The organism is Phenylobacterium sp. CCH9-H3 (genome assembly GCF_001557235.1).
Lineage (GTDB): Bacteria > Pseudomonadota > Alphaproteobacteria > Caulobacterales > Caulobacteraceae > Phenylobacterium.
Map to the genome: position 1 here is coordinate 1 of NZ_LSJI01000230.1, position 23,095 is coordinate 23,095.

Consider the following 23,095-nt stretch of genomic DNA (forward strand, 5'->3'; position numbering starts at 1 on the left):
CGACATCATCGCCGCGATCACGATCGTCCGTCGATACGTAACCTTACCCCCCTTCCGCCAGGCTGCGCTTCGGGCAGGCCAGTCTTTGGCGTGGCGCCGGCGAAACACCTGACGCTGCGTGGAACGCGGCGAAACGCCGGGCAGTGGCAGACTGCAAGTGGTACCCCGGTGGTACCCAGCCCGGCTCGGCTTTCGTAGGATTGGTATGCGCGCTCAGGCGCTTGCCTGAAAATGGTGAAGGCCCCCAGTGGGTTACTGGGGGCCTCCGTGGTGGAGCTAAGCGGAGTCGAACCGCTGACCTCTTGAATGCCATTCAAGCGCTCTACCAACTGAGCTATAGCCCCGAGGTCGGGTCTTCCCGGGAGGCTGGCCCCCCGGGAAGGCGCGGAACCTATTCAAACCGGTTCCCGCGATCAAGCCCGCTTTCAGGCTTTTTTCGTCGCAGGCGCCGGAGGGGTCCCTACCGGTCGTCGTCCCCCTCGTCCGGAAGGCCCTCGATCTCGGATTCGTCGAAGTCGTCCTCGTCCTCGTCCTCGAGGAACGGAACGTCGGCGTCGTCTTCCTCGACCTCGTCCTCGTCGGTGAACTCACCGAGGTCCTCGGACACCGGCGCCGGTTCGTCGGCGTCGTCGTCGTCGGTGACCAGCGGCGGCTCGTCGGCGACTTCGTCGAGTTCGGGCGTGACCGCCTCTTCCTCTTCTTCGTCCTCGTCGGCTTCCTTCTCGGCGACCTGATCTTCGACCTGATCGTCTTCAGGCACGATGGTGCGGGCGCGAACGCGGCGGTTGCGCACGGCTTCGTCGGGATCGAACTCGGTCTGGCACTTTGGGCAGTGCGCGGGACGCTTGTTCAGATCGTAGAACTTAGCCTGGCAGTTGGGGCAGATTTGCTTGGTGCCCAGCTCGGGATTGGCCAAAGGCGGCGACCCTCATAAATAGCGATTTTGCGATAAGGCGGCGTCCCTTGCCACGCAGGGGGACGGCTGTCAAAGCAATCCCCCGCACGACCAGACCCCACATTCGGAGGCGAGTTTTCGACACATGACGGCGGCGAACCTGACCGCCAGGCGCGCAGGCCCCTTAAAGGGCGTGGTGCGTGCTCCGGGGGACAAATCCATCAGCCATCGCGCGCTCATCCTGGGCGCCCTGGCCACGGGCCTCACCGAGATCGAGGGCCTGCTCGAAGGCGACGACGTCAAGCGCACGGCCGCGGCCATGGCGGCGTTCGGCGCCGGCGTGGAGCGCCTCGGCGACGGCAAGTGGCGCGTGGAGGGCCGCGGCGGCTTCTCCGAGGCCGCCGACGTGATCGACTGCGGCAACGCAGGCACCGGCGTGCGCCTGATCATGGGCGCGGCGGCGGGCTTCGACATGGCGGCCACCTTCACCGGGGACGCCTCGCTGCGCGGGCGGCCGATGAACCGCGTGCTGAAGCCGCTGGGCGAGATGGGGGCGAGCTGGATCTGCCGCCAGGGCGGGCGGCTGCCTCTGACGCTGAAGGGCGGGAACCTGCGCCGTATCGCCTACACCCTGCCCGAGCCCTCGGCGCAGGTGAAGTCGGCGGTGCTGCTGGCCGGCCTGCACGCCGACGGCGGCGCCGAGGTCATCGAGCCCGAGGCCACCCGCGACCATACCGAGCGCATGCTGCGGGGCTTCGGCGCCGAGATCGAGGTGCGCGAGGCCGGCGTCGGGCGCCATATCCTTCTGCCCGGCGGCCAGACGCTGCGCGGGACCCGCATCCATGTGCCGGGCGACCCGTCCTCGGCGGCCTTCCCGCTGGTGGCGGCCCTGGTGACGCCGGGGTCCGAGGTGACCGTGCAGGGGATGCTGTTGAACCCGTTGCGCATCGGCCTCTTGGAGACGCTGGGCGACATGGGCGCCGACATCTCGGTGACGAATGTGCGGGACGAGGGCGGCGAGACCGTCGCCGACGTCACCGCGCGGCACTCCGAGCTGGAAGGCGTGGAGGTGCCGCCCGAGCGCGCGCCGTCGATGATCGACGAATACCCGATCCTGGCGGTGGCCGCGGCGTTCGCCTCGGGCAAGACCGTCATGCGCGGCATCGGCGAGATGCGGGTGAAGGAGAGCGACCGGATCGCGCTGATGGCCGCCGGCCTGGCCGCCTGCGGCATCGGCGTCGAGGAGGAGCCCGAGGCCCTCACCGTCGTCGGCGCCAAGCGCGGCAACCACCTCGTGGCCGGCGGCGCGGGCGTGACCACCCACGGCGACCACCGGATCGCCATGTCGCACCTGATCCTGGGGCTGGCGGCGGAGGAGCCGGTGACCGTGGACGAGCCCGGCATGATCGCCACCAGCTTCCCCGGCTTCGTCCAGATGATGCGCGGCCTGGGCGCGGAGATCGGCGAAGACCAGCCGGCGGCGGCCTGATGGGTAAGCCGGTGCGGGGGACGTTCATCGTCGCGGTCGACGGGCCGGCGGCGTCGGGCAAGGGCACGATCGCGGCGCGGCTGGCGCAGGACCTGGCCCTGCCCGTGCTGGACACCGGGCTGCTGTACCGGGCCGTGGGCGTGCTGATGGACCGGGCCGGGCTGTCGCTGGACGACGAGGGCGCGGCGGCGGCGGCGGCGGTGACGCTCACCTCGGACCTGCTGGGCGACCCGCAGCTGCGAACCCGCGCGGCGGGCGAGTTGGCCAGCCGGGTGGCGGTGCACCGGCGGGTGCGCGACGCCCTGCTGGACTTCCAGCGCACCTTCGCGCGCCAGGAGGGCGGGGCGGTTCTGGACGGCCGCGACATCGGCACCGTGATCTGCCCCGAGGCGCCGGCCAAGCTGTTCGTCACCGCCACGCCCGAGGTGCGGGCGGAGCGGCGCTGGAAGCAGCTCTTCGGCCAGGGCGAGGAGGTGTCGTACGAGGACGTGCTCACCGACATCCGCAAGCGCGACGCCCGCGACGGCGGCCGCGACGCCGCGCCCATGGTGGCCGCGCCCGACGCGACCTTGCTCGATACGACGCAAATGACTATAGAGCAGGCCGCCGATGCGGCCCGCCGTATCGTCGAGGCGGCGCGCGTCCGCTGGGAAGCCGGTCAGCCGGCCGACTAGCCGGACAAATCCAACCGCGCCTTTCCCTCGTACGGCTGCGGGCGAATTTCACGGCGCGGGGTCCGCTTCGCGCCTTCGGTTGCAACCCTTAACCCGACCAGCGGGATTCCGTCCGACACCATCCGGTGTGCGGGCCCATTGGTCATTTGAAGACGAAAGTACACATGGCTGACGATCTGAGCCTCAACCCCTCGCGCGACGACTTCGCCGCGCTGCTCGACGAGTCCCTCGGCGGGCGCGACTTCATGGAAGGCCAAGTGGTCCACGGTCTCGTGGTGGCCGTCGAGAAGGACTTCGCCATCATCGACGTCGGTCTGAAGACCGAAGGCCGCGTTCCGCTGAAGGAATTCGGCATGGACGAAGGCCGTCCGGCGCTGAAGGCCGGCGACACCGTCGAGGTGTTCCTGGAGCGCGTCGAGAACGCCATGGGCGAGGCGGTCATCAGCCGCGAAAAGGCCCGCCGCGAGGAAGCCTGGACGCGCCTGGAAGGCGTCTACGAGAAGAACGAGCCGGTGATGGGCGTCATCGTCGGCCGCGTGAAGGGCGGCTTCACCGTCGACCTGGGCGGCGCCTCGGCGTTCCTGCCGGGTTCGCAGGTCGACATCCGCCCGGTGCGCGACGTCGGCCCGCTGATGGGCCGCGAGCAGCCGTTCGCCATCCTCAAGATGGACCGCCCGCGCGGCAACATCGTCGTCTCGCGCCGCGCCATCCTGGAAGAAGCCCGCGCCGAGCAGCGCACCGAGCTGGTCAGCCAGCTGCAAGAGGGTGAAGTCCGCGAAGGCGTGGTCAAGAACATCACCGACTACGGCGCGTTCGTGGACCTGGGCGGCATCGACGGCCTGCTGCACGTCACCGACATGAGCTGGAAGCGCGTCAACCACCCGAGCCAGGTGCTCGCGGTCGGCGACACGGTGAAGGTCCAGATCGTCAAGATCAACCCGGACACCCAGCGCATCTCGCTCGGCATGAAGCAGCTCCAGTCCGACCCGTGGGACGGCGTGGAAGCCAAGTACCCGGTGGGCGCGAAGTTCACCGGCCGCATCACCAACATCACCGACTACGGCGCCTTCGTGGAGCTGGAAGCCGGCGTCGAGGGCCTGGTGCACGTGTCGGAAATGTCGTGGACCAAGAAGAACGTCCACCCCGGCAAGATCGTCTCGACCTCGCAGGAAGTCGACGTGGTCGTGCTCGACGTCGATCCGTCCAAGCGCCGCGTCTCCCTGGGCCTCAAGCAGGCCCTGGCCAATCCGTGGGAGGCCTTCATCGCCGCCCACCCGATCGGCACGGTCGTCGAAGGCGAGGTCAAGAACGCCACCGAGTTCGGCCTGTTCATCGGCCTGGAAAACGACATCGACGGCATGGTGCACCTGAGCGACCTGGACTGGGCCACGCCCGGCGAGGAAGCCATCGCCAAGTACCAGAAGGGCGAGACCGTGAAGGCCCGCGTCCTGGACGTGGACGTCGAGAAGGAGCGTATCTCGCTCGGCATCAAGCAACTGTCGGGTGACCCGCTGCAAGGCGACACCTTCCGCAAGGGCCAGACCGTCACCTGCACCGTCACCGAGATCACCTCGGGCGGCATCGAGGTGAAGTTCGGCGACGAGGAAGCCCCGATGACGGCCTTCATCCGCAAGTCGGACCTCTCCCGCGACCGCGCCGACCAGCGCCCCGAGCGTTTCGCCGTCGGCGACCGCCTGGACGCCCAGGTCACCAACGTCGACAAGGCCGCCCGCCGCATCTCGCTGTCGGTGAAGGCCCTGGAGATGGCGGAAGAAAAGGAAGCCATCGAGCAGTTCGGCTCGTCGGACTCCGGCGCCTCGCTGGGCGACATCCTGGGCGCGGCTCTCCGCGAGAAGGCCCAGAAGGAATAGTTCAGGCCTGAGGGTTTGAACCACGAGCGGCGGATCGGGAAACCGGTCCGCCGTTTTCGTTTCGGGGCGCTCGCTCTATCGTGCGTCCCTGGTTTTCGAAGGGTCGCCTCAAAAGTGCGTTTCGCCCGTATCGCCGCCGGCCTCGCCGCGGCCCTGCTGCTCTCCGTCCCCGCGATCGCCGCGCCCAAGCCGGTCTTCGGTCCGCCGCCCAGGTGGGTGGACGTGGCGCCCGTGCCCGAACCACCGCCCGCCGAGGGCGCGCCCGCCGTCCAGACCCTGCTGGACGACAACCAGAGCCGCCTGACGCCGGAGGGCGACACCTACTACAACCGGCGCGTTCGCAAGGTGCTGAAGGCCGAGGGCCTGCCGGCCCTGACCACCTTCGGCGTCACCTGGGATCCGCAGGATGAGGTGGTGACGATCCACACCCTGCGCATCCTGCGCGGCGGCCGCGCCATCGACCTGCTGGGCAAGGGGCGGCAGATGCTGGTCCTGCGCCGGGAACAGGACCTGGAGAAGGCCATGCTGGATGGCCGGATGAGCGCCACCCAGCAGATCGAAGGCCTGCAGGTGGGCGACATCCTGGATGCCTCCTGGACCCATTCGGGCCGCGACCCCGTGGCGGGCAATCGCTCGTACGACATGGAGGGCCTCGCCTTTCCGGGCGTCGCCAGCCGTTACCGCGTGCGGCTGTCGTGGCCGACGGGCGCGCCGATCCGCTACCGCACCACCGAGGGCTTCGGCGAGCCGAAGCTGACCCAGGACGGCGACTGGACCTACCTCGTGCTGGACGCGGCGGGCGTCCAGGCGCCCAAGCCGCCGGTCGGCGCGCCGCCCCGCTTCCGCCGCCTGGGCTTCATGGAGACCTCCAGCTTCGAGAGCTGGAACGAGATCTCGCGCATCATGGCGCCGCTGTACGCCCGGGCCGCGGTCATCTCCCAAGGTTCGGACCTGCGCGCCGAGATCGACGCCATCGCGGCCAGATCCGCCGATCCCAAGGTCCGCGCCTTCGAGGCCCTGCGGCTGGTGGAGGAGAAGACCCGCTACTTCTTCATCGGGATCGGCGACGGCGGCTATGTTCCGGCCTCGGCCGACGAGACCTGGCGGCGGAAGTTCGGCGACTGCAAGGGCAAAACGGCCCTGCTCCTGGCCATCCTGGCGGAGCTCAAGGTCCCCGCCGAACCGGCCCTGGTCAGCCTGGGCGGCGGCGACGGGATGAACGAGCGGCTGCCGTCGCTGGCGGCGTTCAACCATGTGATCGTGCGGACCGAGATCGAGGGCAAGACCTACTGGCTGGACGGCACGCGGACCGGCGACCGCAGCGGCCTGGACGCCCTGCGCCCGCCGCCGCACCGCTGGGCCCTGCCGGTCCGCGCGGAGGGGGCCGACCTGGTCGAGATCGTGGTCCCGCCGCTCAGCGAGCCGTTCGTGGAGGCGACCACGCGCTTCGACGCCTCCAAGGGCCTGGACGCGCCGGCGCCCATGGAAATGGTCAGCCGCTTCCGCGGCGATGCGGCCAACGGGCTGCGCCAGATGGTGGCGGCGGTCCCGCGCGCCGACCTGGAGCGCAACTTCCGCCAGCAGATGTCGGGCAACATGAGCTGGGTCGAGGTCGAGAAAGTGGAGTGGAAGGACGACGTGGACAACGACGCCTTCGAGGTGCGCATGGCGGGCATGGCCGACCTGGACTGGCGCAAGAACCCGGACCTCGGGATGCTCGAGTACAAGGTGACGGCGTCCACCACGAGCGCGCCGGGCTTCCCGCGCCGGGAACCTGGGCCGAACCGCGACGCGCCCTATGCCGTGCCGTTCCCGATCTACGTCCGCTCGACCACCGAGGTGGTGCTGCCGGGCGGGGGAAAGGGCTTCACCGTGCGCGGGCCCAGCGGGAAGGAGACCATCGGGCCCATGGAGCTCAGCCGCGGCTCGGCGATCACGGGCGGCGTCGCCCGCTTTACGACCGACATGCGCTCGCTGGCGCCTGAGATTTCGGCAGCCGACGCCGAGGCCGCCACCCGCACGCTTCGGCGGATCGCCGGCGAGGACAGCCTGATCCGCGCGCCCCTCTAGGCGCGGAGTCGCGTAAGCAAGGGGCGCCGTCCAGGAGTTGTGTCGCCGCGCCGGCCGCCAAGCTTGGCCTTGGAGTACAGTAAACACGCGTTTTGCGCCTTGATCCCCGTGTCGGGGTCCGCCATGGTCGCGCCGGTTCGAGGGGCGCGTATGATCAAGTCCGAGCTGATCGCGAAACTTGCGGAGGAAAACCCGCATCTCACGCAACGCGACATCGAGCGTGTGGTGGGCGTGATCCTGGAACGCATGATCGAGGCCCTGGAAGAGGGCGGCCGCGTCGAACTGCGCGGCTTCGGCGCCCTTTCGGTCCGCTCGCGCGACGCCCGCGCCGGCCGCAACCCCCGGACGGGCGAGCCGGTTGACGTCCGCGCCAAACACGTCCCCTTCTTCAAGAGCGGCAAGGAGCTGCGCGAACGGCTGAACGCCGACGACGAGGGCTGAAATCCGGTCAGGCCCTCGTATGGGAGGGTCTGATGGGCGTGTTCTCGGAATTCCGCGAGTTCATACACCGCGGCAATGTCGTCGATCTGGCGGTGGGCGTGATCATCGGCGCGGCCTTCAACGACATCGTCAAGGTCCTGGTGGACCAGGTGGTGATGCCTCCGATCGGCCTGCTCACCTCCGGCGTGGACTTCTCCAGGCTGGCGGTCGTGCTGAAGCCGGACGATCCGGCCACCGAAGTGAGTGAACTGGTGGCGATCCAGTACGGCGCCCTGATCAACGCCGGCATCAAGTTCCTGATCGTCGCCTGGGTGGTGTTCCTGCTGGTGAAGGCGGTCAATTCGCTGCGCCGCCAGGAGGCCGCCAAGCCGCCCGAAGCGCCGCCCGCCCCGACGCCGCAGGAGGCCCTGCTCGCCGAGATCCGCGACCTCTTGAAGACGCGAGCCTGACCGGGGCCTTGCGCCGGGCGCCTCGGCGCCCCTAATCCGGCTCATGGCAGCCAAGGCGAAGATCTGCGGAGTATCGACCCCCGAGGCGGTCCGCGCCGTCGTGGACGGCGATGCGGCCTATCTGGGCTTCATGTTCTTCCCGAGGAGCCCGCGCAACATTGCCCCCGAGGCGGCGGCGCGGCTGGCGCCCCCGGCGCGTGCGCGCGGGGTGAAGATCGTGGCGGTCGTGGTCGACCCGTCCGACAACGAGATCGACGCCATCGTGGCGGGCCTCGACCCCGACCTCATCCAGCTCCACGGCAAGGAAACGCCGGCCCGCGTGCGCGAGGTGGCGCAGCGGTCGGGCCGCGGAATCGTCAAGGTCGTGCCGGTCTCGGAGCCGTCGGACTTCGCCGCTGCGGCGGCGTACGAACCGCTGGTCGAGCACCTGATGTTCGAGACCAAGCCCCCCAAGGACGCCGACCGGCCGGGGGGGCTGGGTGTCGCCTTCGACTGGACGCTGCTTCAGGGCCGTCGCTTCCAGCGGCCGTGGTTTCTGGCCGGCGGCCTCGATCCGTGGAACGTGTCGGGCGCGATCGGCGCGTCCCAGGCCCCGCTGGTGGACGTTTCCTCTGGCGTGGAACGCGGTCCGGGACTAAAGGACCCGGCCTTGATCACGGCGTTCCTCGACGCTGTTCGCCGCGCGTAGAGGCCTGCCTTGGACGCCCCAGCCCGACCCAACGACTACACCGCCTATCCCGACGCCAAGGGGCGTTTCGGCGACTACGGCGGCCAGTATGTCCCCGAGACCCTGATGCCGCTGGTCCACGACCTGGACGCGGCCTATGCGGCGGCCAAGGCCGATCCGGCGTTCCAGGCCGAGCTGTCCGGCTACCTGACGCACTATGTCGGCCGCCCCAGCCCGCTCTATTTCGCTGCGCGGCTGACCGAGCATTTCGGCGGGGCCAAGATCTATCTGAAGCGCGAGGAGCTGAACCACACCGGCTCGCACAAGATCAACAACTGCATGGGCCAGATCCTGCTGGCCATGCGGATGGGCAAGACGCGGATCATCGCCGAGACCGGCGCCGGCCAGCACGGCGTCGCCACCGCCACAGTCTGCGCCCGCTTCGGCCTGCCCTGCGTCGTGTACATGGGCGCAGTCGATGTGGAGCGGCAGAAGCCGAACGTGTTCCGGATGAACCTGCTGGGCGCGGAAGTCCGGCCGGTGACCTCCGGCTCGGCCACGCTCAAGGACGCCATGAACGAGGCCCTGCGCGACTGGGTCACCAACGTCCACGACACCTACTACCTGATCGGCACCGCCGCCGGCATGCACCCCTATCCGGAGATGGTCCGCGACTTCCAGGCGGTGATCGGCCGCGAGGTTCGCGAACAGATCGTCGAGGCGGAGGGCCGCCTTCCCGACGCCGTGGTCGCCTGCGTGGGCGGCGGCTCCAACGCCATCGGCATCTTCCACCCGTTCCTCAACGACGAGGGCGTGAAGCTGATCGGCGTCGAGGCCGCGGGCGAGGGCATGGACACCGACCGCCACGCCGCCGCCATTAACGGCGGCCGCCCCGGCGTCCTGCACGGCAACATGACCTACCTGCTCCAGGACCGAGAGGGGCAGATCACCGAGGCCCATTCGATCTCGGCCGGCCTCGACTATCCCGGCATCGGGCCGGAGCACTCCTGGCTGCACGACGTGGGCCGGGCGACCTACCTCACCGCCACCGATGCGGAGTCCCTGAACGCCTTCATGCTGCTCTCGAAGCTGGAGGGCATCCTGCCGGCCATCGAGTCGGCCCACGCCCTGGCCCGGATCGGGGACGTGGCGCGCGACGTGGGCAAGGACGGCATCGTCGTCCTGAACCTGTCGGGGCGCGGCGACAAGGACGTGGGCACGGTGGCCGCGCACCTTGGCCGCCAGATCTGAGGGACGCCGGACTTTGACCAAGACCCGTATCGACGCGCGGTTCGCGGCCCTGAAGGCCGAGGGCCGGGCCGCCTTCGTCCCCTATGTGATGGCTGGGGACCCGGACGCGGCGACAGCGCTCGCGATCCTCAAGGGCCTGCCGCAGGCCGGCGCCGACCTCATCGAGGTGGGCTTCCCGTTCTCGGACCCCATGGCGGAAGGCCCGCCGATCCAGCGGGCGGCGCAGCGCGCCTTGGCCAAGGGCATGACGCTGACCGGCACGCTGGACCTCATCCGCAGCTTCCGCGCGGACGACCAGGCGACGCCCGTGATCCTGATGGGCTACATGAACCCCCTGGTGACCTGGGGCTTCGAGGCCTTCGCCCGCGACGCGGCGGCCGCCGGCGTGGACGGGGTGATCGTCGTCGACTGCCCGCCGGAAGAGGCCGACCCGCTCGCGGACGCGCTGGAGGCCAATGGCCTGGCGCTGATCTTCCTGACGACGCCCACCACGGACGACAAGCGCCTGCCCACGGTGATCCGCCGCGCCTCCGGCTTCGTCTACTACGTCTCGGTGGCCGGGGTGACCGGGGTCAAGGAAGCCGACGCGGCCGCCGTGGCGCCGAACGTCGAGCGGATCCGGAAGGCTGCGGGCCTGCCGGTCGCGGTAGGCTTCGGCATCAAGACACCGGAGCGCGCTTCGGCTATAGCCCAGGTCGCTGACGCCGTGGTCGTGGGATCCGCCCTTGTGGACGAAGTGGCCGAAGCAGTGGATTTGAACGAAGACGTGACCCGGCGAGTTCTTTCCAAAGTGGATTCTCTAGCTAAGGCTGTGCGCTTCGCGCGTCGGGGCCTCACGGCGGTCTGAAAACCATGGCGATGGCTGAACAGCGTAACGACAAACCGGGCCGTCCGCCGGCCGAACGGCGCCGAGGCTGGCTTTCGCGGATCGCGCCCGGCGTCCGCGGCTTCACCAAGAAGGACACGCCCGAGAACCTGTGGGTCAAGGACCCCGATACGGGCGAGATGCTGTATCGGCCCGACCTCGAGGCCGCCATGTGGGTCACGCCGTCGGGCAACCACATGCGCATCGGCTCCAAGCTGCGCCTGGACTACACGTTCGACGACGCCAAGTACGAGCGCATCGCGACGCCGATCGTGGCGGACGATCCGCTGCAGTTCCCGGACGACAAGCCCTACCCCGAGCGCCTGAAGGCCGCCCGCAAGGCCACCGGCGAGCAGGATTCCATGGCCGTCGGCTACGGCCACATCCTGGGTCAGCCGGCCGTGGTGATCGTCCAGGACTTCGCCTTCATGGGCGGCTCTCTCGGCATGGCCGCGGGCGAGACGTTCGTGGTGGCGGCCAAGGAGGCCGTGAAGCGCGAGGTTCCCCTGGTGATCTTCACCGCCTCGGGCGGCGCGCGGATGCAGGAGGGGACGCTGTCCCTGATGCAGATGGCCCGCACCACCCTGGCGCTGAACGAGGTGAAGAGCGCCGGCCTGCCCTACATCGTGGTGCTGACCGACCCGACCACGGGCGGCGTCACCGCCTCCTACGCCATGCTGGGCGACATCCACCTGGCCGAACCCAACGCCACCATCGGCTTCTCGGGACGGCGCGTGATCGAGCAGACCATCCGCGAAACCCTGCCGCCCGGATTCCAGCGCTCGGAGTTCCTGATGGAGCGCGGAATGGTCGATCAGGTGGTGAAGCGCGCCGATCTTCCGGAAAAGCTGAGTTCCATCCTGAAGACCCTTATGATGGGGCGTGAGCGCCTTTCCTCCGCCGCCTGAGCTGACCAACTTCGACCCAGGTCATGACCCGATCCGCGCCTCCGACGCGGTGATCCAGCGGCTGCGCGCCAACCACCCGACGCTGATCGATCTGTCGACCGGCCGGGTCGAGCGGCTCCTGGCGGCCGTGGGTGACCCGCACCGCAAGCTGCCGCCGGTGATCCATGTGGCCGGCACCAACGGCAAGGGCTCGACGGTCGCCTACCTGCGCGCCATCGCCGAGGCCGCGGGCCTGCGGGTCCATGCCCTGACCTCGCCGCACCTGGTGCGGTTCGCCGAGCGGATCCGCCTCGCCGGCAGGCTGATCACCGACGCCCAGCTCACCGACCTCACCGACCGGCTGGAGGCCGCCAACGCCGGCGAGCCGATCAGCTTCTTCGAGATCACCACGGTGCTCGCGCTCCTGGCCTTCGCCGAGACGCCGGCCGACCTCTGCATCGTCGAGGTCGGGCTGGGCGGGCGGTTCGACGCCACCAACGTCTTCGACGCCCCGGCGGTCAGCGTCATCACCCCCGTCGACTACGACCACCTGGAGATGCTGGGCCCGGGCCTGCCCAAGATCGCCTGGGAAAAAGCCGGGATCATCAAGCACGGCCGCCCGGTGGTGGTCGCCCGCCAGCCGGACGAGGCGCTGGAGATGATCGAGCGCGAGGCTGACGACCGCATGGCCCCTATGCTGCTGATGGGCCGCGATTTCGACGCCTGGGAGGAGCGCGGCCGCCTGCTGGTGCAGATGCCCGAACGGCTCCTGGACCTGCCGGCGCCCAGCCTGTTCGGCGGCTACCAGTTCGCCAACGCGGGCCTGGCCGTCGCCGCGGCCCTGACCTTCGACCGCGAGCTCAGCGACGAGGACCTGGGACGGGGCCTGACCTCGACCGTCTGGCCGGCCCGCATGCAGCGCCTGACCGCCGGCCCGCTGGCCGAGCTGGCGAGGGCGCGCGGGGCGGATCTCTGGCTGGACGGCGGCCACAACCCCCACGCGGGCCGGGCCCTGGCCGAGGCGGCGAGCCGGCTGATCGACCGCGACCCGCGGCCCCTGGTGCTGGTGACCGGCATGTTCGCCCGCAAGGACGCCGAAGGCTTCTTCCGGCCCTTCGCCGAGATGCGGCCCCGGGTGATCGTCACCGGCTTCGACAGCCCCATCGCCGCCACGACAGACGACCTGGTCGAGGCCGGCGTGCGGGCGGGCCTGGCGCCTGAGACCTCAGCCAACGTCTCCGACGCGGTCGCCCGGGCCCTGGAAACCGACGGCCCCGCCCCCCACGTCCTGATCTGCGGCGGGTTGCATTTCGCCGGCGAGGTCCTGGCCATGAGCCCCGAGACCTGGCCGACCTAGAGAGGTTTTCTTCGATGTTCGGAAAGCGCACCTGGCGCCTGGCGCTGCCGATCCCGTGGCTGGTCACCCTGGCCGTGGCCCTGGTGGTGCTGTTCGCGCTCACCAGCATCTACGGGCCAACGTCCACCGTGTTGATCGGCTGGCTCATCGGCTGGCTGATCGTCAGCCGGATCGTGAACTACATCGTCAGCCGCCGCCGGCCGAAGCGCAGCGGCGACTGACGAGAACAGTCAAATCAGGCCGCGACGCCGGCCTCGGCCAGCCACTCGAGGATCTTCTGCTTGGGCATGGCGCCGACCTTCATCGAGGCCATCTGGCCGCCCTTGAACAGCATCATGGTGGGGATGCCGCGGACGCCATAGCGCGAGGGGGTGGTCGGGCTCTGCTCGATATCCAGCTTGGCGATGGTCACCTTGCCGGCCAGCTCTTCCGAGAGCTGCTCCAGGGCGGGGGCGATCTGCTTGCAGGGGCCGCACCATTCGGCCCAGAAGTCGACCAGCACGGGGGTTTCGGACCCCAGGACGTCGGTCTGGAAGGTGTCGTCGGTGACCTTCACGGTGCTCATCTTAAAACTCCTATGCCGCGGTGGAATGCGCCGCCACGGCCTCTCGATCCGCGATGTAGGCGGCCCCTGACCCTGTATCAACCGTCACGGCGGAGCTCGGCAAGCGTTTGGATCACCAGCTTTTCTGGAACCGGCATCAGCTTCGGGCCGTCGGTCCACACGATGGCGGCCTCGATGCGCCGGCCCGGGAAGATGTCGGCCAGCACCGCCGAATAGAGCGCCATCTGGCGCAGGTAGGCCGGTTCGGCCGCTTCGATGACGTCGGGCGAGGGGCGGTTGGTCTTGAAGTCCACCACCAGCACCCGCTCGGGCAGGACGACGAGGCGGTCGATCCGGCCAGAAATCCTGAGGCCCGGCGGGAGGGCCGCCGCGGTCCCGGCCACGGCGATCTCCCCGCGCGAGCCGGGCCCGAACACCTCGGCGAACCGGGCGTCGTTCAGCACCGACAGGGCCGCGTCCGCCATCTCGGCGCGCTGGCCGTCGGTGAGGTCGGTCTCCCGCGCCAGCAAGGCTGCGGCCCCCGCCGCCCGCTCGGCCGGCGGCAGGTCGGGCAGCAGCTGCAGCAGGCGGTGGATCAGGTCGCCCCGCCGGAACCGCCCCAGCCCCTGCGCGGCCGCCAGCGGCGAGGGCGCGGGCACGGCGGCGCCCTCGCCCAGGTCCGACGGCGAGGCGTAGCGGGCAAAGGCCTCCGGCGCGGCCATGGCGGCGGCCCAGGCGGGGAGCGGTGAGGTTTCCACCGCGGCGGCCGCACGGCCCCCGAGCGGCCGCGGGTCGGCGCCATAGCGGTCGAAGGTCAGGTCGCCGGACTGCGCCGTCCGCACGCCCTCGGCGACGTCGGCGTGGGCCAGGGCGTCGCGGATCGCGCCCCACCAGCCGCGCAGCTTGGCCTGGTCGGTCCGCTCGGCCACCCGGCCGCACAGCACCAGCCGGTCGCGGGCGCGGGTCAGGGCCACGTACAGCAGCCGATACGCCTCCGCCTCCTCCCGCGCCGCCCGCTGCTCCCGTGCGCCCGCCGTCGCCGCGCAGTCCCGGGCCGACGACGCGCACCAGAGGAAGCCGTCCGCCCCGTCGTGCCGCACCCGCAGCAGCGGCGAGCCGCGGGCGGTCTGGGTCAGGGTGGTCTCGGGCAGGAAGACGATCGGCGCCTCCAGGCCTTTGGCCCCGTGCGCGGTCATGACCCGCACCTCCTGCCGCTCGGCCTCCATCTCCCGCTTCACGGTGATGTCCAGGCCGGCCAGTTCGGCGGCGAGGCTTTCCAGGTCGTGGACCCCGCGCGCCTCGGCGGCCAGAACCTGGTTCAGGAACTCGTCCAGGGCGTCCTCCGCCTCCGCCCCCAGCCGCCGCAGCAGCCGCTGGCGCATGGAGCGGCCCTCAGCGTCGATGTAGCCCAGCAGCCGCGCATAGAGCTCGAACGGCTGTCGCACCCTGGCCTCGACGAGGGCGTGGGTGAGGAAGGCGCAGGCCTCGCCCCAGTCCGACTGTTCGCCCGCCCGCCGCTGCAGCCGGTCCCACAGCGGCTCCTTCCCCCGCCCGTGGGCCAGCGCATAGAGGCTGTCGTCGCCCAGGCCGCAGAACGGGCTCTTCAGCAGCGCCGCCAGGGTCAGCTCGTCGCCCGGGAACAGCAGGAACCTGGCCAGGGCTGTCAGGTCGTCGAACACGATGTGCTCGCTGAGCGCCAGCCGGTCCGCCCCCGCCACCGGGATCCCCGCATGCTTCAGCGCCCGCAGGATCTCCTCGAACAGGGCCCGGCGGCGGCGCACCAGGATCAGCACGTCCCCCGCATGCGCCGGGCGCTCGCCCTTCAGGTCCTTGTCGTAGACCGCGTCCCCGCGGGCGATCAGGGCGCCGATCTCGGTGGCGATCCGCCGGGCCAGGCGGCGGTTGGCGCTGTCCTCGGGCTCGGCGTCCAGCGGCGCGTCCCAGGCCTCCCGCTCCTCGCCCTTGCGGTCCACCTCCAGCGGCCAGACGTCGACGCAGCCGAGGTCCCGGCGCGTCGGCTCGTGCTTGACCTCCTCGGGCGTTTCCCGCGGCTGGATCGCCTTCGATAGCTCCGGCGGCGAGAACACCGCGTCCACGAACGACAGCACCTGCGGCGTCGACCGCCAGGAGGTCAGAAGGTCCACCCGTTCGAACCGATAGCCCGCGCCCACCGCCCGGTCCCGGTGGAACTCGAACTTGCGCAGCAGCAGCTCGGGCTGCGCCCCCTGGAACGAATAGATCGACTGCTTCTCGTCGCCCACGACGAACAGCCGCCGCTGCCGGCTCTCGCCCTGCACGCCCGCGCCGGCGAAGAACTCCTCGGACAGGGCGTCGACGATCGTCCACTGGTCCGGCGCCGTGTCCTGGGCCTCGTCCACCAGGATGTGGTCGATCCCGCCGTCCAGTTTGTAGAGCACCCAGGCCGCCGCCGGCCGGTCGCGCAGCAGGTGGCAGGCCTTCTCGATCAGGTCGGCGAAGTCGAGCGCGCCGGCGGCCCGCTTCTCCGCCTTGTAGGCCTCGAGGTAGGCGTAGGCGAGCACCAGCACATGGACGGTGTCGGCGGCGATCTGGGCCGAGCGCCGGCGCTGCCGGGCCTCGTGCAGCCGCGCCTGTTCGGACAGGAGCCGCACCCGCAGCCCCTCGTGCGCCTTCAGACCGCTGGTCTTCCCGACCCATTTGACCGCATCGCCCTCGCCCCGCTCGGTGAAGAGCACGGCCAGCGCCTGGTCGAAGGTCGCCGCCGGGTCGTCGGCCACGGCGGCCATCTGCGCGGCGCACTTCTGGTCGGTCACCCCGCCCAGCCGCAGCACTTCGGCCGCGCCGCGCCACAGCTCCCGGTCCATCCGCAACATGGCCTCGGCCGCCAGGGCCTCCGGGTCGGAGCCACGCGGCACGTCCACCGCCCGCCAGACCCAGCCGACGGCGCCGTCGAACCCGCCCTGGCCGTCGAAGAAGCTCTGCAGCGCCGCGCGCCGCGCCTCGAAGTCGGCGAACATGGCGTGGAAGCTCTGGAAGTCGAGCTGCACCGACATGGCGGCATAGGCGTCCCCCAACGGCCCGCCCTTCATCGACATCTCGGCCACCAGCTTGCGCGCCGCCTGGGCCACCGCCGCCGAGGCCGCATCGTCCATCACCCGGAAACCGGGCGAGATCCCCGCCTCCAGCGGAAAGCGCCGCAACAGCTTCTCGCAGAAGGCGTGGATAGTCTGGATCTTCAGCCCGCCCGGCGTCTCCAGGGCCCGGGCGAACAGGCTGCGGGCGCGGGACAGGTCGTCGAACGGGCGATCCTGCAGGGCCGCGAGCTTCCCGGCGAGCTCGGCGTCCGGCAGCACGGACCAGTCGCCCAGCACCTGGAACAGGCGCCGCTGCATCTCGGCCGCCGCGGCCTTGGTGTAGGTGACGCAGAGAATGGTCTCGGGCTCGGCGCCCGCCAGCAGCAGGCGCGCCACCCGGTCGATCAGGGTCTTGGTCTTCCCCGAGCCGGCGTTGGCGGTCACGAACGCCGACAGGCCGGGGTCGGCGGCCAGCTTCTGCGGATCGACGGCGCGGTCCTTCAGGTCGAGGCTCATTCCTCGCCCTCCTCGCCGCTGGTGGACCATTCGAACACCCGCGCCAGGTGGTCGTAGTCGCTCATCCGCGCCTTCACGAACTGGGGCGCCACGCGGGAGAGGTAGGGCTGGGCCGGGTCGTCGAAGCGGCCGACCAGTTTGTGCAGCCCCTCCAGGGCCCGGGCCGCGGCCTCGGCGCTCTCGTCCCCCGCTGCGGCGCGGGTCTCGACCTTTCCGGCGGGCTTGCGGCCGGTGATCTCCAGATAGGTCAGGTCGCCGGGCTTCAGCGGGCCGAGGTCCGGGAAGCCGCCCGCCTCCAGGATCGCCGCCGTCAGGGTGAGCTGGGGCGAGAAGCCGGTCTGCACCTCCTTCTTCGACGGCGCCTTGCCGGTCTTGTAGTCCAGGATGTGGCCATGGCCGTCGGCGGTGACCTCGATCCGGTCGGCGCGGGCGGTGACCTTGAACGGCCCGGCCGGCGCCTGGATGGTCCGCTCCCCCTTCAGCTCGACGGTGATCTGCCGGCCGTCCCGCCGCTCCCGCTCCAGGTCGGCGACCCAGGCGGCGGCCTCGGCCGCCAGGGCGGCCTCGCGGGCCATGGCCTCGTGCGGCAGCCCGGCCTTCAGCAGTTCTTCCAGGTAGAGCGCCTGGAACGTCGCCGCCGCGTCGGCGGGCAGCTCGCCCGGATAGGTTTCGGCGAAGCGCTCGAAGGCCGCGTGGATCGCCGTCCCCCGGGCGCGGGCGTCGGCCTGTTCGTCCGGCCGGTCCAGCGGATAGAGCCGCAGGATGTCGCGCGCCCAGACGGCGTACGGATCTCGCGTCAGGCTCTCCACCCGGGTGACCGCCAGTTCGCGGGGGCGATGCGCCACGGGCGGAACGGGCGCCGGCCGTTTCACCGGGTCGTAGCCGCCGGGCGCGTCCAGGGCCCGCGCCCAGGCCAGCACCTCGGTATGACCGGGTATGGCCAGCCCGGCGCCGCGCGCCAGGGTCTCCAGCCGCCACAGCCACCGCGACTTGACTGCGGGCGCGCCCTCCCGGCGCTCGGTGTGCAGCAGGATCACCTCGGGCGCGCAGGCGGCCTGCGCGAAGTCGTGGGCCGCCAGGCCGATCCGCCGCTCGGGCGAGGGCAGGCCCAGCATCTCCCGCATAGGTCGCGACAGGAACGGATCCAGCGGCGCGCCGCCGGGCCACACGCCTTCCTCAAGGCCCGCCACCACCAGCCGGTCCGCGCGCACCAGCCGGGCCTCAATGGCGCCCAGGATGCGCAGGCGCGGATGGGTGGCCCCGCCGCTGCGCACCGTCTCGCCGTCCATCAGCCGCTGCAGCAGGTCCGCGAACTGGCGCGGCGTGACCCGGGGCAGGGCGTCCCCCTCGCGCACCAGGGCGCCCAGCAGCCGCGCCATGGCCTCGCCGCCGTGCCCGGCCCAGAGCTCGCCCGTGCTCCCCGCCTCGTCCGCGGCCAGGGCTTCCATCGCCTCCACGGTGCGCCGGGCGGCCAGGGCGGGGCTCTCGGCGTCGTCGTCCCACGCCAGGCCCGCCACGACGGCCTGCAGGCGCGCCGCGAGCGGCGCGGCGTTCCCGGCCTTGGCCCTCAGCTCGTCCCAGTCCCGCGCCCGTGGCCCACGCAGCGCGGCGCGCTCCAGGGCCGCGCTGTCGCCCAGCCGGGTGAACGGGTGCTTCAGCAGGCCCAGCAAGGTGACCGGATCCGTCGGGTCCACCGCGGCCCGGGCTGCCAGTGCGGCCAGCACGCCGCAGCGGCTTCCCGCCAGGCTCTCGCCTGCCGAGGAGTCCGGGACCACGCCCCAGCGCGCCAGGCGGGCGGTCACCCGCCGCGCCAGCACCTGGTCCGGGGTGACCAGCGCCGCCGTCCGCCCGGGCGTCTCCAGCGCCTCGCGCAGCAGGAGCGCGGTGGCGGTGGCCGCCTCCTCCTCGGTCCGGGCGTTGACCAGCGACAGGCCCGCGAGGCCTTCGGCGATGGCGTCGGGATGCTCGGCCCTCAGGCCCGCGATCACCGCCAGCCAGTCGGCGGTCTCCTCGGCCGGACGCAGCGCCTCGTTGACGATCCGGCGCCGCCAGCGTCCGGCGCTCTCGGCGCGGATCGAGGCCGGCCACAGCGAGACGTCGCGCTTGCCGACCCGGGCCTCGTCCAGCAGGCGCTTCAGCGCGCCCTGGGGATGCTGCACGTCCACCTTGGCCCAGGCCTTGTCGGCGAGGTCCTGATCCAGGCCCGGCAGCACCACGGCCCCCCTCGGCGCGGCGGCCACGGCGATCATGAGGGCGCGGGTCGCGGGCGCGGTGCCAGTGGAGCCGGCCGCCACCAGCACGCCCTTCGGCGGCGACTGCGTCCAGACCTCGGCGAGGCGGCGCAGCAGGCGCACGCGCCGCTCGCTCACGTCGGCCACGCCCAGGGCCCGCAGGCGTTCGGGCCACAGCGCCAGCGCCTTCTCCAGGAAGGTGCGGGAGACCTCCCAGTGCTCGGCCAGTTCCGCGCCCACTAGGCTGGCCAGGCGGTCGCCGACATCGACCTCCTCGATCTGCAGACCGTCCAGGAAGCCCCCCAGGGCGTCGGCCAGCTCCAGGGCCGCACCGGCGCTGACCAGGCCCCCCGGAATGTGCTCCGAGAGCTCCGAGACCAGCCGGGTGAGCTCGAAACGCCGGCGCAGCGGGTCGATCGCCGCGGGCAGGTCCAGCGCCAGATCCCCCGGCTCGAAGGGCGGCTCGCCGGCCTCCAGGTCGCCCAGGGGCCGCATCTGCGGCGGCAGCACGGCCTGGCCGCCCGAGGCCTTGATGAAGGCGTCGGCGAGCGCGCGGGCCCCGCGGCGGGTCGGGGTGAGGACCACCGCGTCGGCCAGGGCCTCCGGCCCCCGCGGCGCCAGCGCGTCGTAGAGGCCCTGCGCCAGGTCTTCCGCGAACGGCCGGTGCGCCGGGATGTTGAACCAGCGCGAGCCCGACTGCTCGAAGAAGGCCGCGGTCATGAGAGCGGGGCTTCGCCCAGGATCCGGGCTTCGGCCTGGTCGCGCGCCGCCGGGTCGCCCACGTGCATCCAGAAGGCGTCCATGGGCACGCCGTAGAGCCGGCCTTCCGCCTGCAGCCGATGCCAGAGGGGGATGATGGAAAAGGCCGCGTCCGGCTGGTCGTCCAGAAGCTCGGGCTTGAGGATCGCGAAGCCGATGTTGGCGAACGGCGTGGGCGGCGCCGCCGCGGTCGAATGGGTCAGCCGCCCCGCCTCGTCGCGGAAGAAGCCCTGCGGGCCCTCGAAGCCGATCCCCTGGCCCCGTTTCACCAGCAGCAGCAGGATGTCCATGGCCGCCGGGTCCCACGCCTGCTTCAGCGTCTCCAGCGCCGGCGTGCGGCCCTCGATCCAGAGGCTGTCGATATTGGCGACGAAGATCGGCTCGCGGCCCAGCTTGTCCGCCGCATGCCGGATGCCGCCGCCGGAATCCAGCAGGGCGGCGCGCTCGTCGGAGATCAGGATCTCAAGGTCCCGGCGGCCCGCCAAGTGGGCTTCCATCTGGTCGGCGAAGTGGTGGACGTTCACCACCGCCCGCTCGACCCCCGCGTCGCGAAGCCGGTCCAGCACGTGGTCGATCAGCGCCTTGCCGGCCACCGGAACCAGGGCCTTGGGCATGGTGTCGGTCAGCGGGCGCATCCGGGTGCCCAGCCCCGCGGCCAGCACCATGGCGGTCTTCGGGCCCGGGCTCATGTGCGTGATCCCGCCGGCACATGGCGGTCGAACCAGGCCTTCAGTCCAGCGAGCTCCGGGTCGGCCAGGCAGCGATCCAGATAGGTCCACAGGCGCGGCATGAAGGCGGCGTAGCGGGGCTTTGCGTCGCGTGTCACCAGCCGGGCGAAGATTCCGATGATCCGCGAGACGTTGAGCGCGCCCAGGGCGTGATAGTCGGCCAGGAACTGCGCGCGATCCAGGTCCGGCCGCAGGGCGAAATAGCGGGCGAGCGACCGCGCCTCGAGATCGGCCGACACGTCCCGGCGCGCGTCGTGCAGCAGCATGGACATGTCCCAGGCCGGATGGGCCTTCAGCGCGTCCTGGAAGTCCAGCAGGCCCACGCGGGCCGCGCCCTCGCGGACCGGAAGCCAGATGAGGTTTTCGGCGTGGTAGTCCCGGTGGCAGAACACCCGGGCGCCGTCCTCGCCCCGCCGGCGGATGGGCGCCCAGATCGCCTCCCACGCCGCGGCCGCCTCGGCGTCGAATGACAGCTCCGGCTTCAGCTTGGGCAGCCACTCCAGGATGATCTCGCCGCCGGTCTTCAGCGCCAGGTCGTCGTAGGTCAGCAACGGCCAGGCGGCGCCGTCATAGGTCAGCACAGGCGGCGGCTCGACCTGGTGCATGCGGACCAGGGCGCTGATGGCGTCGTCGTAGAGCGGCGCCTCGTCCTGCCCCTGTTCGATCAGGCGGGCATAGAGGTCGTCGCCCAGGTCCTCCAGCACGGCCAGGCCGCGGGCGGCGTCGGCATGCAGGATCGCAGGCGCCGAGAGGCCCTGTTCGCGCAGCCAGCCGGCCGTGGCGATGAAGGCGTCGACGCGGCCCGCCGCCAGCCGGGCAAGGGCGTTGTAGCCCAGGGTTTGGCGCTCCTCGGGCGTGGCCCCCGGGGGGCAGGGCGAGGTTTCCACCGACGGCGGCTGGTCCATGAAGATGAGCGTGCGGTCGGCCAGATGCAGCCGCTCGTAGCGCCGCGTGGAGGCGTCGCCGGTCAGCGGTTCGCGCCGCACCGACCCCAGGCCGGCGGCCTGCAGGAACGCCGCCTTTTCCGCCTCGCGCTCAGAGCTCAAGTCCACGTCCTTCCCAGGCGCCGTGCGGGGTGAGCCGCGCGCGGCGCGCGCCTGCGTCTTCGGTCAGTTCGATCTCTACGTCGAGTCGGTCGGGGGGCAGCCGGCCCTCCAGCCGCTGCGGCCATTCGATCACCGCCGCGCCGGCGTCCAGCGCCTCGTCCAGGCCGATCTCGTAGGCCTCGTCCGGATCGCTGAGGCGATAAAGGTCGAAATGGGCGACCGGCAGGCGGGGGCCTTCGTAGAACTGCACGAGGGTGAAGGTGGGCGAAGGCACCTCCTCGTCCGGCGTGGTCAGGGCCCGCACCAGGGCCCGCGCCAGGGTGGACTTGCCCGCGCCGAGAGGGCCCGACAGGCACACCGCCTCGCCCGACCGCAGGGCCGCCGCGATGGCCGCGCCCAGGCGCGCGGTGGCCGCCTCGTCCGGCAGGTTCATGCGAACGCCAGGTCCGGATCAGCCGGCAGTTCGCGCTCCACATAGGTCTTCAGCCGCCCCGTGACCGTGGCGGCGTCGCCGTCCAGCGCCGACGGCGGAATCGGCTGGCCGACGATGAGCTGGAAGCCGCGGCCGCGCTTGTTCAGCAGCTCGTGGAAGAGGGTGATGTCCCGCAGCTCGTGCGAGAGCCCGTGGAAGAAGTGGAACATCGCCGACCAGGGCCCGCTCAGGTGGACCGGCACGATCGGCGCCTCGTGCCGCGCCGCGATCGAAACCGCCGAGGCCATCCACTCCGGATCGGCCAGCGAGCCGTCGGCCTGTTTGCGCGCCAGGCGGCCGGCGGGAAAGATCACCAGGCAGCGTTCGGCGGCCATGGCCTCCCGGGTCTGGACCAGGGTGGCGCGCATCCGCTCGCGGGTGCGCTTGGCCTCGACCCATTCCACCGGGATCAGCACCTCGTCGAAGCGCGGCGCGACCCGGTGGGCGTCGCTGTTGGCGTAGAAACAGATGTCGGGCCGCAGCGCTTTCAGGGCGTCGAACACCGCGACCCCGTCGGCGATTCCGGTGGGATGGTTGCAGACCACCACACAGCGTCCCGTGGCCGGCGTCCGCTCGAGACCCCGGGCCGAGACCTTCAGCGCCAGCAGGTCGGACACATGGTCGAGGGCCGCGCGCCCGGGCAGGGGCGCGATGGCGTCGGCCATGCGCACGGCCTTGGCGTAGTCGAGCATGGCGTACAGCAGCGGCCGGGCCACCGGCCACACCGGGCTGGCCGCCAGCTTCGGGGCCCGCTCGGCGATCAGGATATCGACGATGTGGTCGTGGCGGCCCGCAGTGCGCACCGCGCCGGCCGGGGTGGCGAGCGTCAT

The 23,095-nt window shown here is 71.3% G+C and carries 20 protein-coding genes and 1 tRNA gene; 12 read left to right on the forward strand and 9 right to left on the reverse strand.

Annotation, left to right across the window (positions count from 1 at the left end; genetic code table 11):
• Nucleotides 1-268 precede the first annotated feature (268 nt).
• Together AX721_RS20180 and AX721_RS20185 are read right to left on the reverse strand one after the other, a co-directional pair.
• Nucleotides 269-344, reverse strand: a tRNA-Ala gene (locus AX721_RS20180).
• Between the two features lie 116 nt (nucleotides 345-460).
• Nucleotides 461-916: a TIGR02300 family protein gene (locus tag AX721_RS20185; protein ID WP_068877775.1), complete on the reverse strand. Its 456-nt coding sequence runs from the start codon at nucleotides 914-916 to the stop codon at nucleotides 461-463.
• Nucleotides 917-1,040: 124 nt separating this feature from the next.
• Here AX721_RS20185 and aroA point away from each other — a divergent pair, with 124 nt between their 5' ends.
• From aroA to AX721_RS20245, 12 genes are all read left to right on the forward strand, one after another.
• Entirely contained in the window at nucleotides 1,041-2,384 is a 1,344-nt protein-coding gene (aroA, locus tag AX721_RS20190; protein WP_068877776.1) for a 3-phosphoshikimate 1-carboxyvinyltransferase, read from the forward strand.
• Entirely contained in the window at nucleotides 2,384-3,058 is a 675-nt protein-coding gene (cmk, locus tag AX721_RS20195) for a (d)CMP kinase (RefSeq protein ID WP_068877777.1), read from the forward strand. Before aroA ends, cmk begins: the two co-directional genes overlap by 1 nt.
• Before the next feature lie 164 nt (nucleotides 3,059-3,222).
• A complete protein-coding gene (gene rpsA / locus AX721_RS20200; protein WP_068877778.1) occupies nucleotides 3,223-4,929 on the forward strand; it encodes a 30S ribosomal protein S1 in 1,707 nt (568 codons plus the stop codon).
• A 114-nt stretch (nucleotides 4,930-5,043) separates the two neighbouring features.
• Nucleotides 5,044-6,999, forward strand: coding sequence for a DUF3857 domain-containing protein (locus tag AX721_RS20205; RefSeq protein WP_068877779.1), 1,956 nt, complete (start codon nucleotides 5,044-5,046; stop codon nucleotides 6,997-6,999).
• Nucleotides 7,000-7,149: 150 nt separating this feature from the next.
• The gene (locus tag AX721_RS20210; RefSeq protein ID WP_068877780.1) at nucleotides 7,150-7,440 is read left to right on the forward strand and encodes an integration host factor subunit beta; all 291 of its coding nucleotides are present in this window, start codon (nucleotides 7,150-7,152) and stop codon (nucleotides 7,438-7,440) included.
• A 32-nt stretch (nucleotides 7,441-7,472) separates the two neighbouring features.
• Nucleotides 7,473-7,889, forward strand: a complete 417-nt coding sequence (gene mscL / locus AX721_RS20215; protein ID WP_068877781.1) for a large-conductance mechanosensitive channel protein MscL — start codon at nucleotides 7,473-7,475, stop codon at nucleotides 7,887-7,889.
• Between the two features lie 34 nt (nucleotides 7,890-7,923).
• Nucleotides 7,924-8,577, forward strand: a complete 654-nt coding sequence (locus AX721_RS20220; protein WP_068877782.1) for a phosphoribosylanthranilate isomerase — start codon at nucleotides 7,924-7,926, stop codon at nucleotides 8,575-8,577.
• Nucleotides 8,578-8,586: 9 nt separating this feature from the next.
• Nucleotides 8,587-9,807, forward strand: coding sequence for a tryptophan synthase subunit beta (trpB, locus tag AX721_RS20225; protein WP_068877783.1), 1,221 nt, complete (start codon nucleotides 8,587-8,589; stop codon nucleotides 9,805-9,807).
• Nucleotides 9,808-9,820: 13 nt separating this feature from the next.
• On the forward strand, nucleotides 9,821-10,654 hold the full coding sequence (gene trpA, locus AX721_RS20230; protein ID WP_068877784.1) for a tryptophan synthase subunit alpha: 834 nt from the start codon (nucleotides 9,821-9,823) through the stop codon (nucleotides 10,652-10,654).
• Between the two features lie 5 nt (nucleotides 10,655-10,659).
• The gene (accD, locus tag AX721_RS20235) at nucleotides 10,660-11,580 is read left to right on the forward strand and encodes an acetyl-CoA carboxylase, carboxyltransferase subunit beta (RefSeq protein ID WP_068877785.1); all 921 of its coding nucleotides are present in this window, start codon (nucleotides 10,660-10,662) and stop codon (nucleotides 11,578-11,580) included.
• On the forward strand, nucleotides 11,555-12,916 hold the full coding sequence (locus tag AX721_RS20240) for a folylpolyglutamate synthase/dihydrofolate synthase family protein (RefSeq protein WP_231733445.1): 1,362 nt from the start codon (nucleotides 11,555-11,557) through the stop codon (nucleotides 12,914-12,916). Before accD ends, AX721_RS20240 begins: the two co-directional genes overlap by 26 nt.
• Nucleotides 12,917-12,930: 14 nt before the next feature.
• On the forward strand, nucleotides 12,931-13,137 hold the full coding sequence (locus tag AX721_RS20245; protein WP_068877786.1) for a hypothetical protein: 207 nt from the start codon (nucleotides 12,931-12,933) through the stop codon (nucleotides 13,135-13,137).
• 14 nt (nucleotides 13,138-13,151) lie between these two features.
• Here AX721_RS20245 and trxA read toward each other — a convergent pair whose 3' ends face one another.
• The 7 genes from trxA to AX721_RS20280 all read right to left on the reverse strand — a co-directional run bounded on the left by trxA (nucleotide 13,152) and on the right by AX721_RS20280 (nucleotide 23,095).
• Nucleotides 13,152-13,481, reverse strand: a complete 330-nt coding sequence (gene trxA / locus AX721_RS20250) for a thioredoxin (protein WP_068877787.1) — start codon at nucleotides 13,479-13,481, stop codon at nucleotides 13,152-13,154.
• Between the two features lie 77 nt (nucleotides 13,482-13,558).
• Entirely contained in the window at nucleotides 13,559-17,029 is a 3,471-nt protein-coding gene (addA, locus tag AX721_RS20255) for a double-strand break repair helicase AddA (RefSeq protein ID WP_068877788.1), read from the reverse strand.
• Complete coding sequence (addB, locus tag AX721_RS20260; protein WP_068877789.1) at nucleotides 17,026-19,980, reverse strand: double-strand break repair protein AddB; 2,955 nt, start codon at nucleotides 19,978-19,980, stop codon at nucleotides 17,026-17,028. The genes addA and addB overlap by 4 nt, the downstream gene beginning before the upstream one ends.
• Nucleotides 19,977-20,708, reverse strand: coding sequence for a nucleotidyltransferase family protein (locus tag AX721_RS20265; RefSeq protein ID WP_082765779.1), 732 nt, complete (start codon nucleotides 20,706-20,708; stop codon nucleotides 19,977-19,979). The genes addB and AX721_RS20265 overlap by 4 nt, the downstream gene beginning before the upstream one ends.
• Nucleotides 20,705-21,799, reverse strand: coding sequence for an N-acetylmuramate/N-acetylglucosamine kinase AmgK (gene amgK, locus AX721_RS20270; protein WP_068877790.1), 1,095 nt, complete (start codon nucleotides 21,797-21,799; stop codon nucleotides 20,705-20,707). The genes AX721_RS20265 and amgK overlap by 4 nt, the downstream gene beginning before the upstream one ends.
• Nucleotides 21,783-22,226, reverse strand: coding sequence for a tRNA (adenosine(37)-N6)-threonylcarbamoyltransferase complex ATPase subunit type 1 TsaE (gene tsaE, locus AX721_RS20275; RefSeq protein WP_068877791.1), 444 nt, complete (start codon nucleotides 22,224-22,226; stop codon nucleotides 21,783-21,785). Before tsaE ends, amgK begins: the two co-directional genes overlap by 17 nt.
• Nucleotides 22,223-23,095: a GNAT family N-acetyltransferase gene (locus AX721_RS20280; protein ID WP_068877874.1), complete on the reverse strand. Its 873-nt coding sequence runs from the start codon at nucleotides 23,093-23,095 to the stop codon at nucleotides 22,223-22,225. Before AX721_RS20280 ends, tsaE begins: the two co-directional genes overlap by 4 nt.

What these genes read in the sequence shown, in the direction of transcription:
- aroA (WP_068877776.1), top strand. Translation starts at nt 1,041, where the DNA reads ATGACGGCGGCGAACCTGACCGCCAGGCGCGCAGGCCCCTTAAAGGGC.
- cmk (WP_068877777.1), top strand. Translation starts at nt 2,384, where the DNA reads ATGGGTAAGCCGGTGCGGGGGACGTTCATCGTCGCGGTCGACGGGCCG.
- rpsA (WP_068877778.1), top strand. Translation starts at nt 3,223, where the DNA reads ATGGCTGACGATCTGAGCCTCAACCCCTCGCGCGACGACTTCGCCGCG.
- AX721_RS20210 (WP_068877780.1), top strand. Translation starts at nt 7,150, where the DNA reads ATGATCAAGTCCGAGCTGATCGCGAAACTTGCGGAGGAAAACCCGCAT.
- mscL (WP_068877781.1), top strand. Translation starts at nt 7,473, where the DNA reads ATGGGCGTGTTCTCGGAATTCCGCGAGTTCATACACCGCGGCAATGTC.
- accD (WP_068877785.1), top strand. Translation starts at nt 10,660, where the DNA reads ATGGCGATGGCTGAACAGCGTAACGACAAACCGGGCCGTCCGCCGGCC.
- AX721_RS20245 (WP_068877786.1), top strand. Translation starts at nt 12,931, where the DNA reads ATGTTCGGAAAGCGCACCTGGCGCCTGGCGCTGCCGATCCCGTGGCTG.
- trxA (WP_068877787.1), bottom strand. Translation starts at nt 13,481, where the DNA reads ATGAGCACCGTGAAGGTCACCGACGACACCTTCCAGACCGACGTCCTG.
- addA (WP_068877788.1), bottom strand. Translation starts at nt 17,029, where the DNA reads ATGAGCCTCGACCTGAAGGACCGCGCCGTCGATCCGCAGAAGCTGGCC.
- addB (WP_068877789.1), bottom strand. Translation starts at nt 19,980, where the DNA reads ATGACCGCGGCCTTCTTCGAGCAGTCGGGCTCGCGCTGGTTCAACATC.
- AX721_RS20265 (WP_082765779.1), bottom strand. Translation starts at nt 20,708, where the DNA reads ATGAGCCCGGGCCCGAAGACCGCCATGGTGCTGGCCGCGGGGCTGGGC.
- tsaE (WP_068877791.1), bottom strand. Translation starts at nt 22,226, where the DNA reads ATGAACCTGCCGGACGAGGCGGCCACCGCGCGCCTGGGCGCGGCCATC.
- AX721_RS20280 (WP_068877874.1), bottom strand. Translation starts at nt 23,095, where the DNA reads ATGACGCTCGCCACCCCGGCCGGCGCGGTGCGCACTGCGGGCCGCCAC.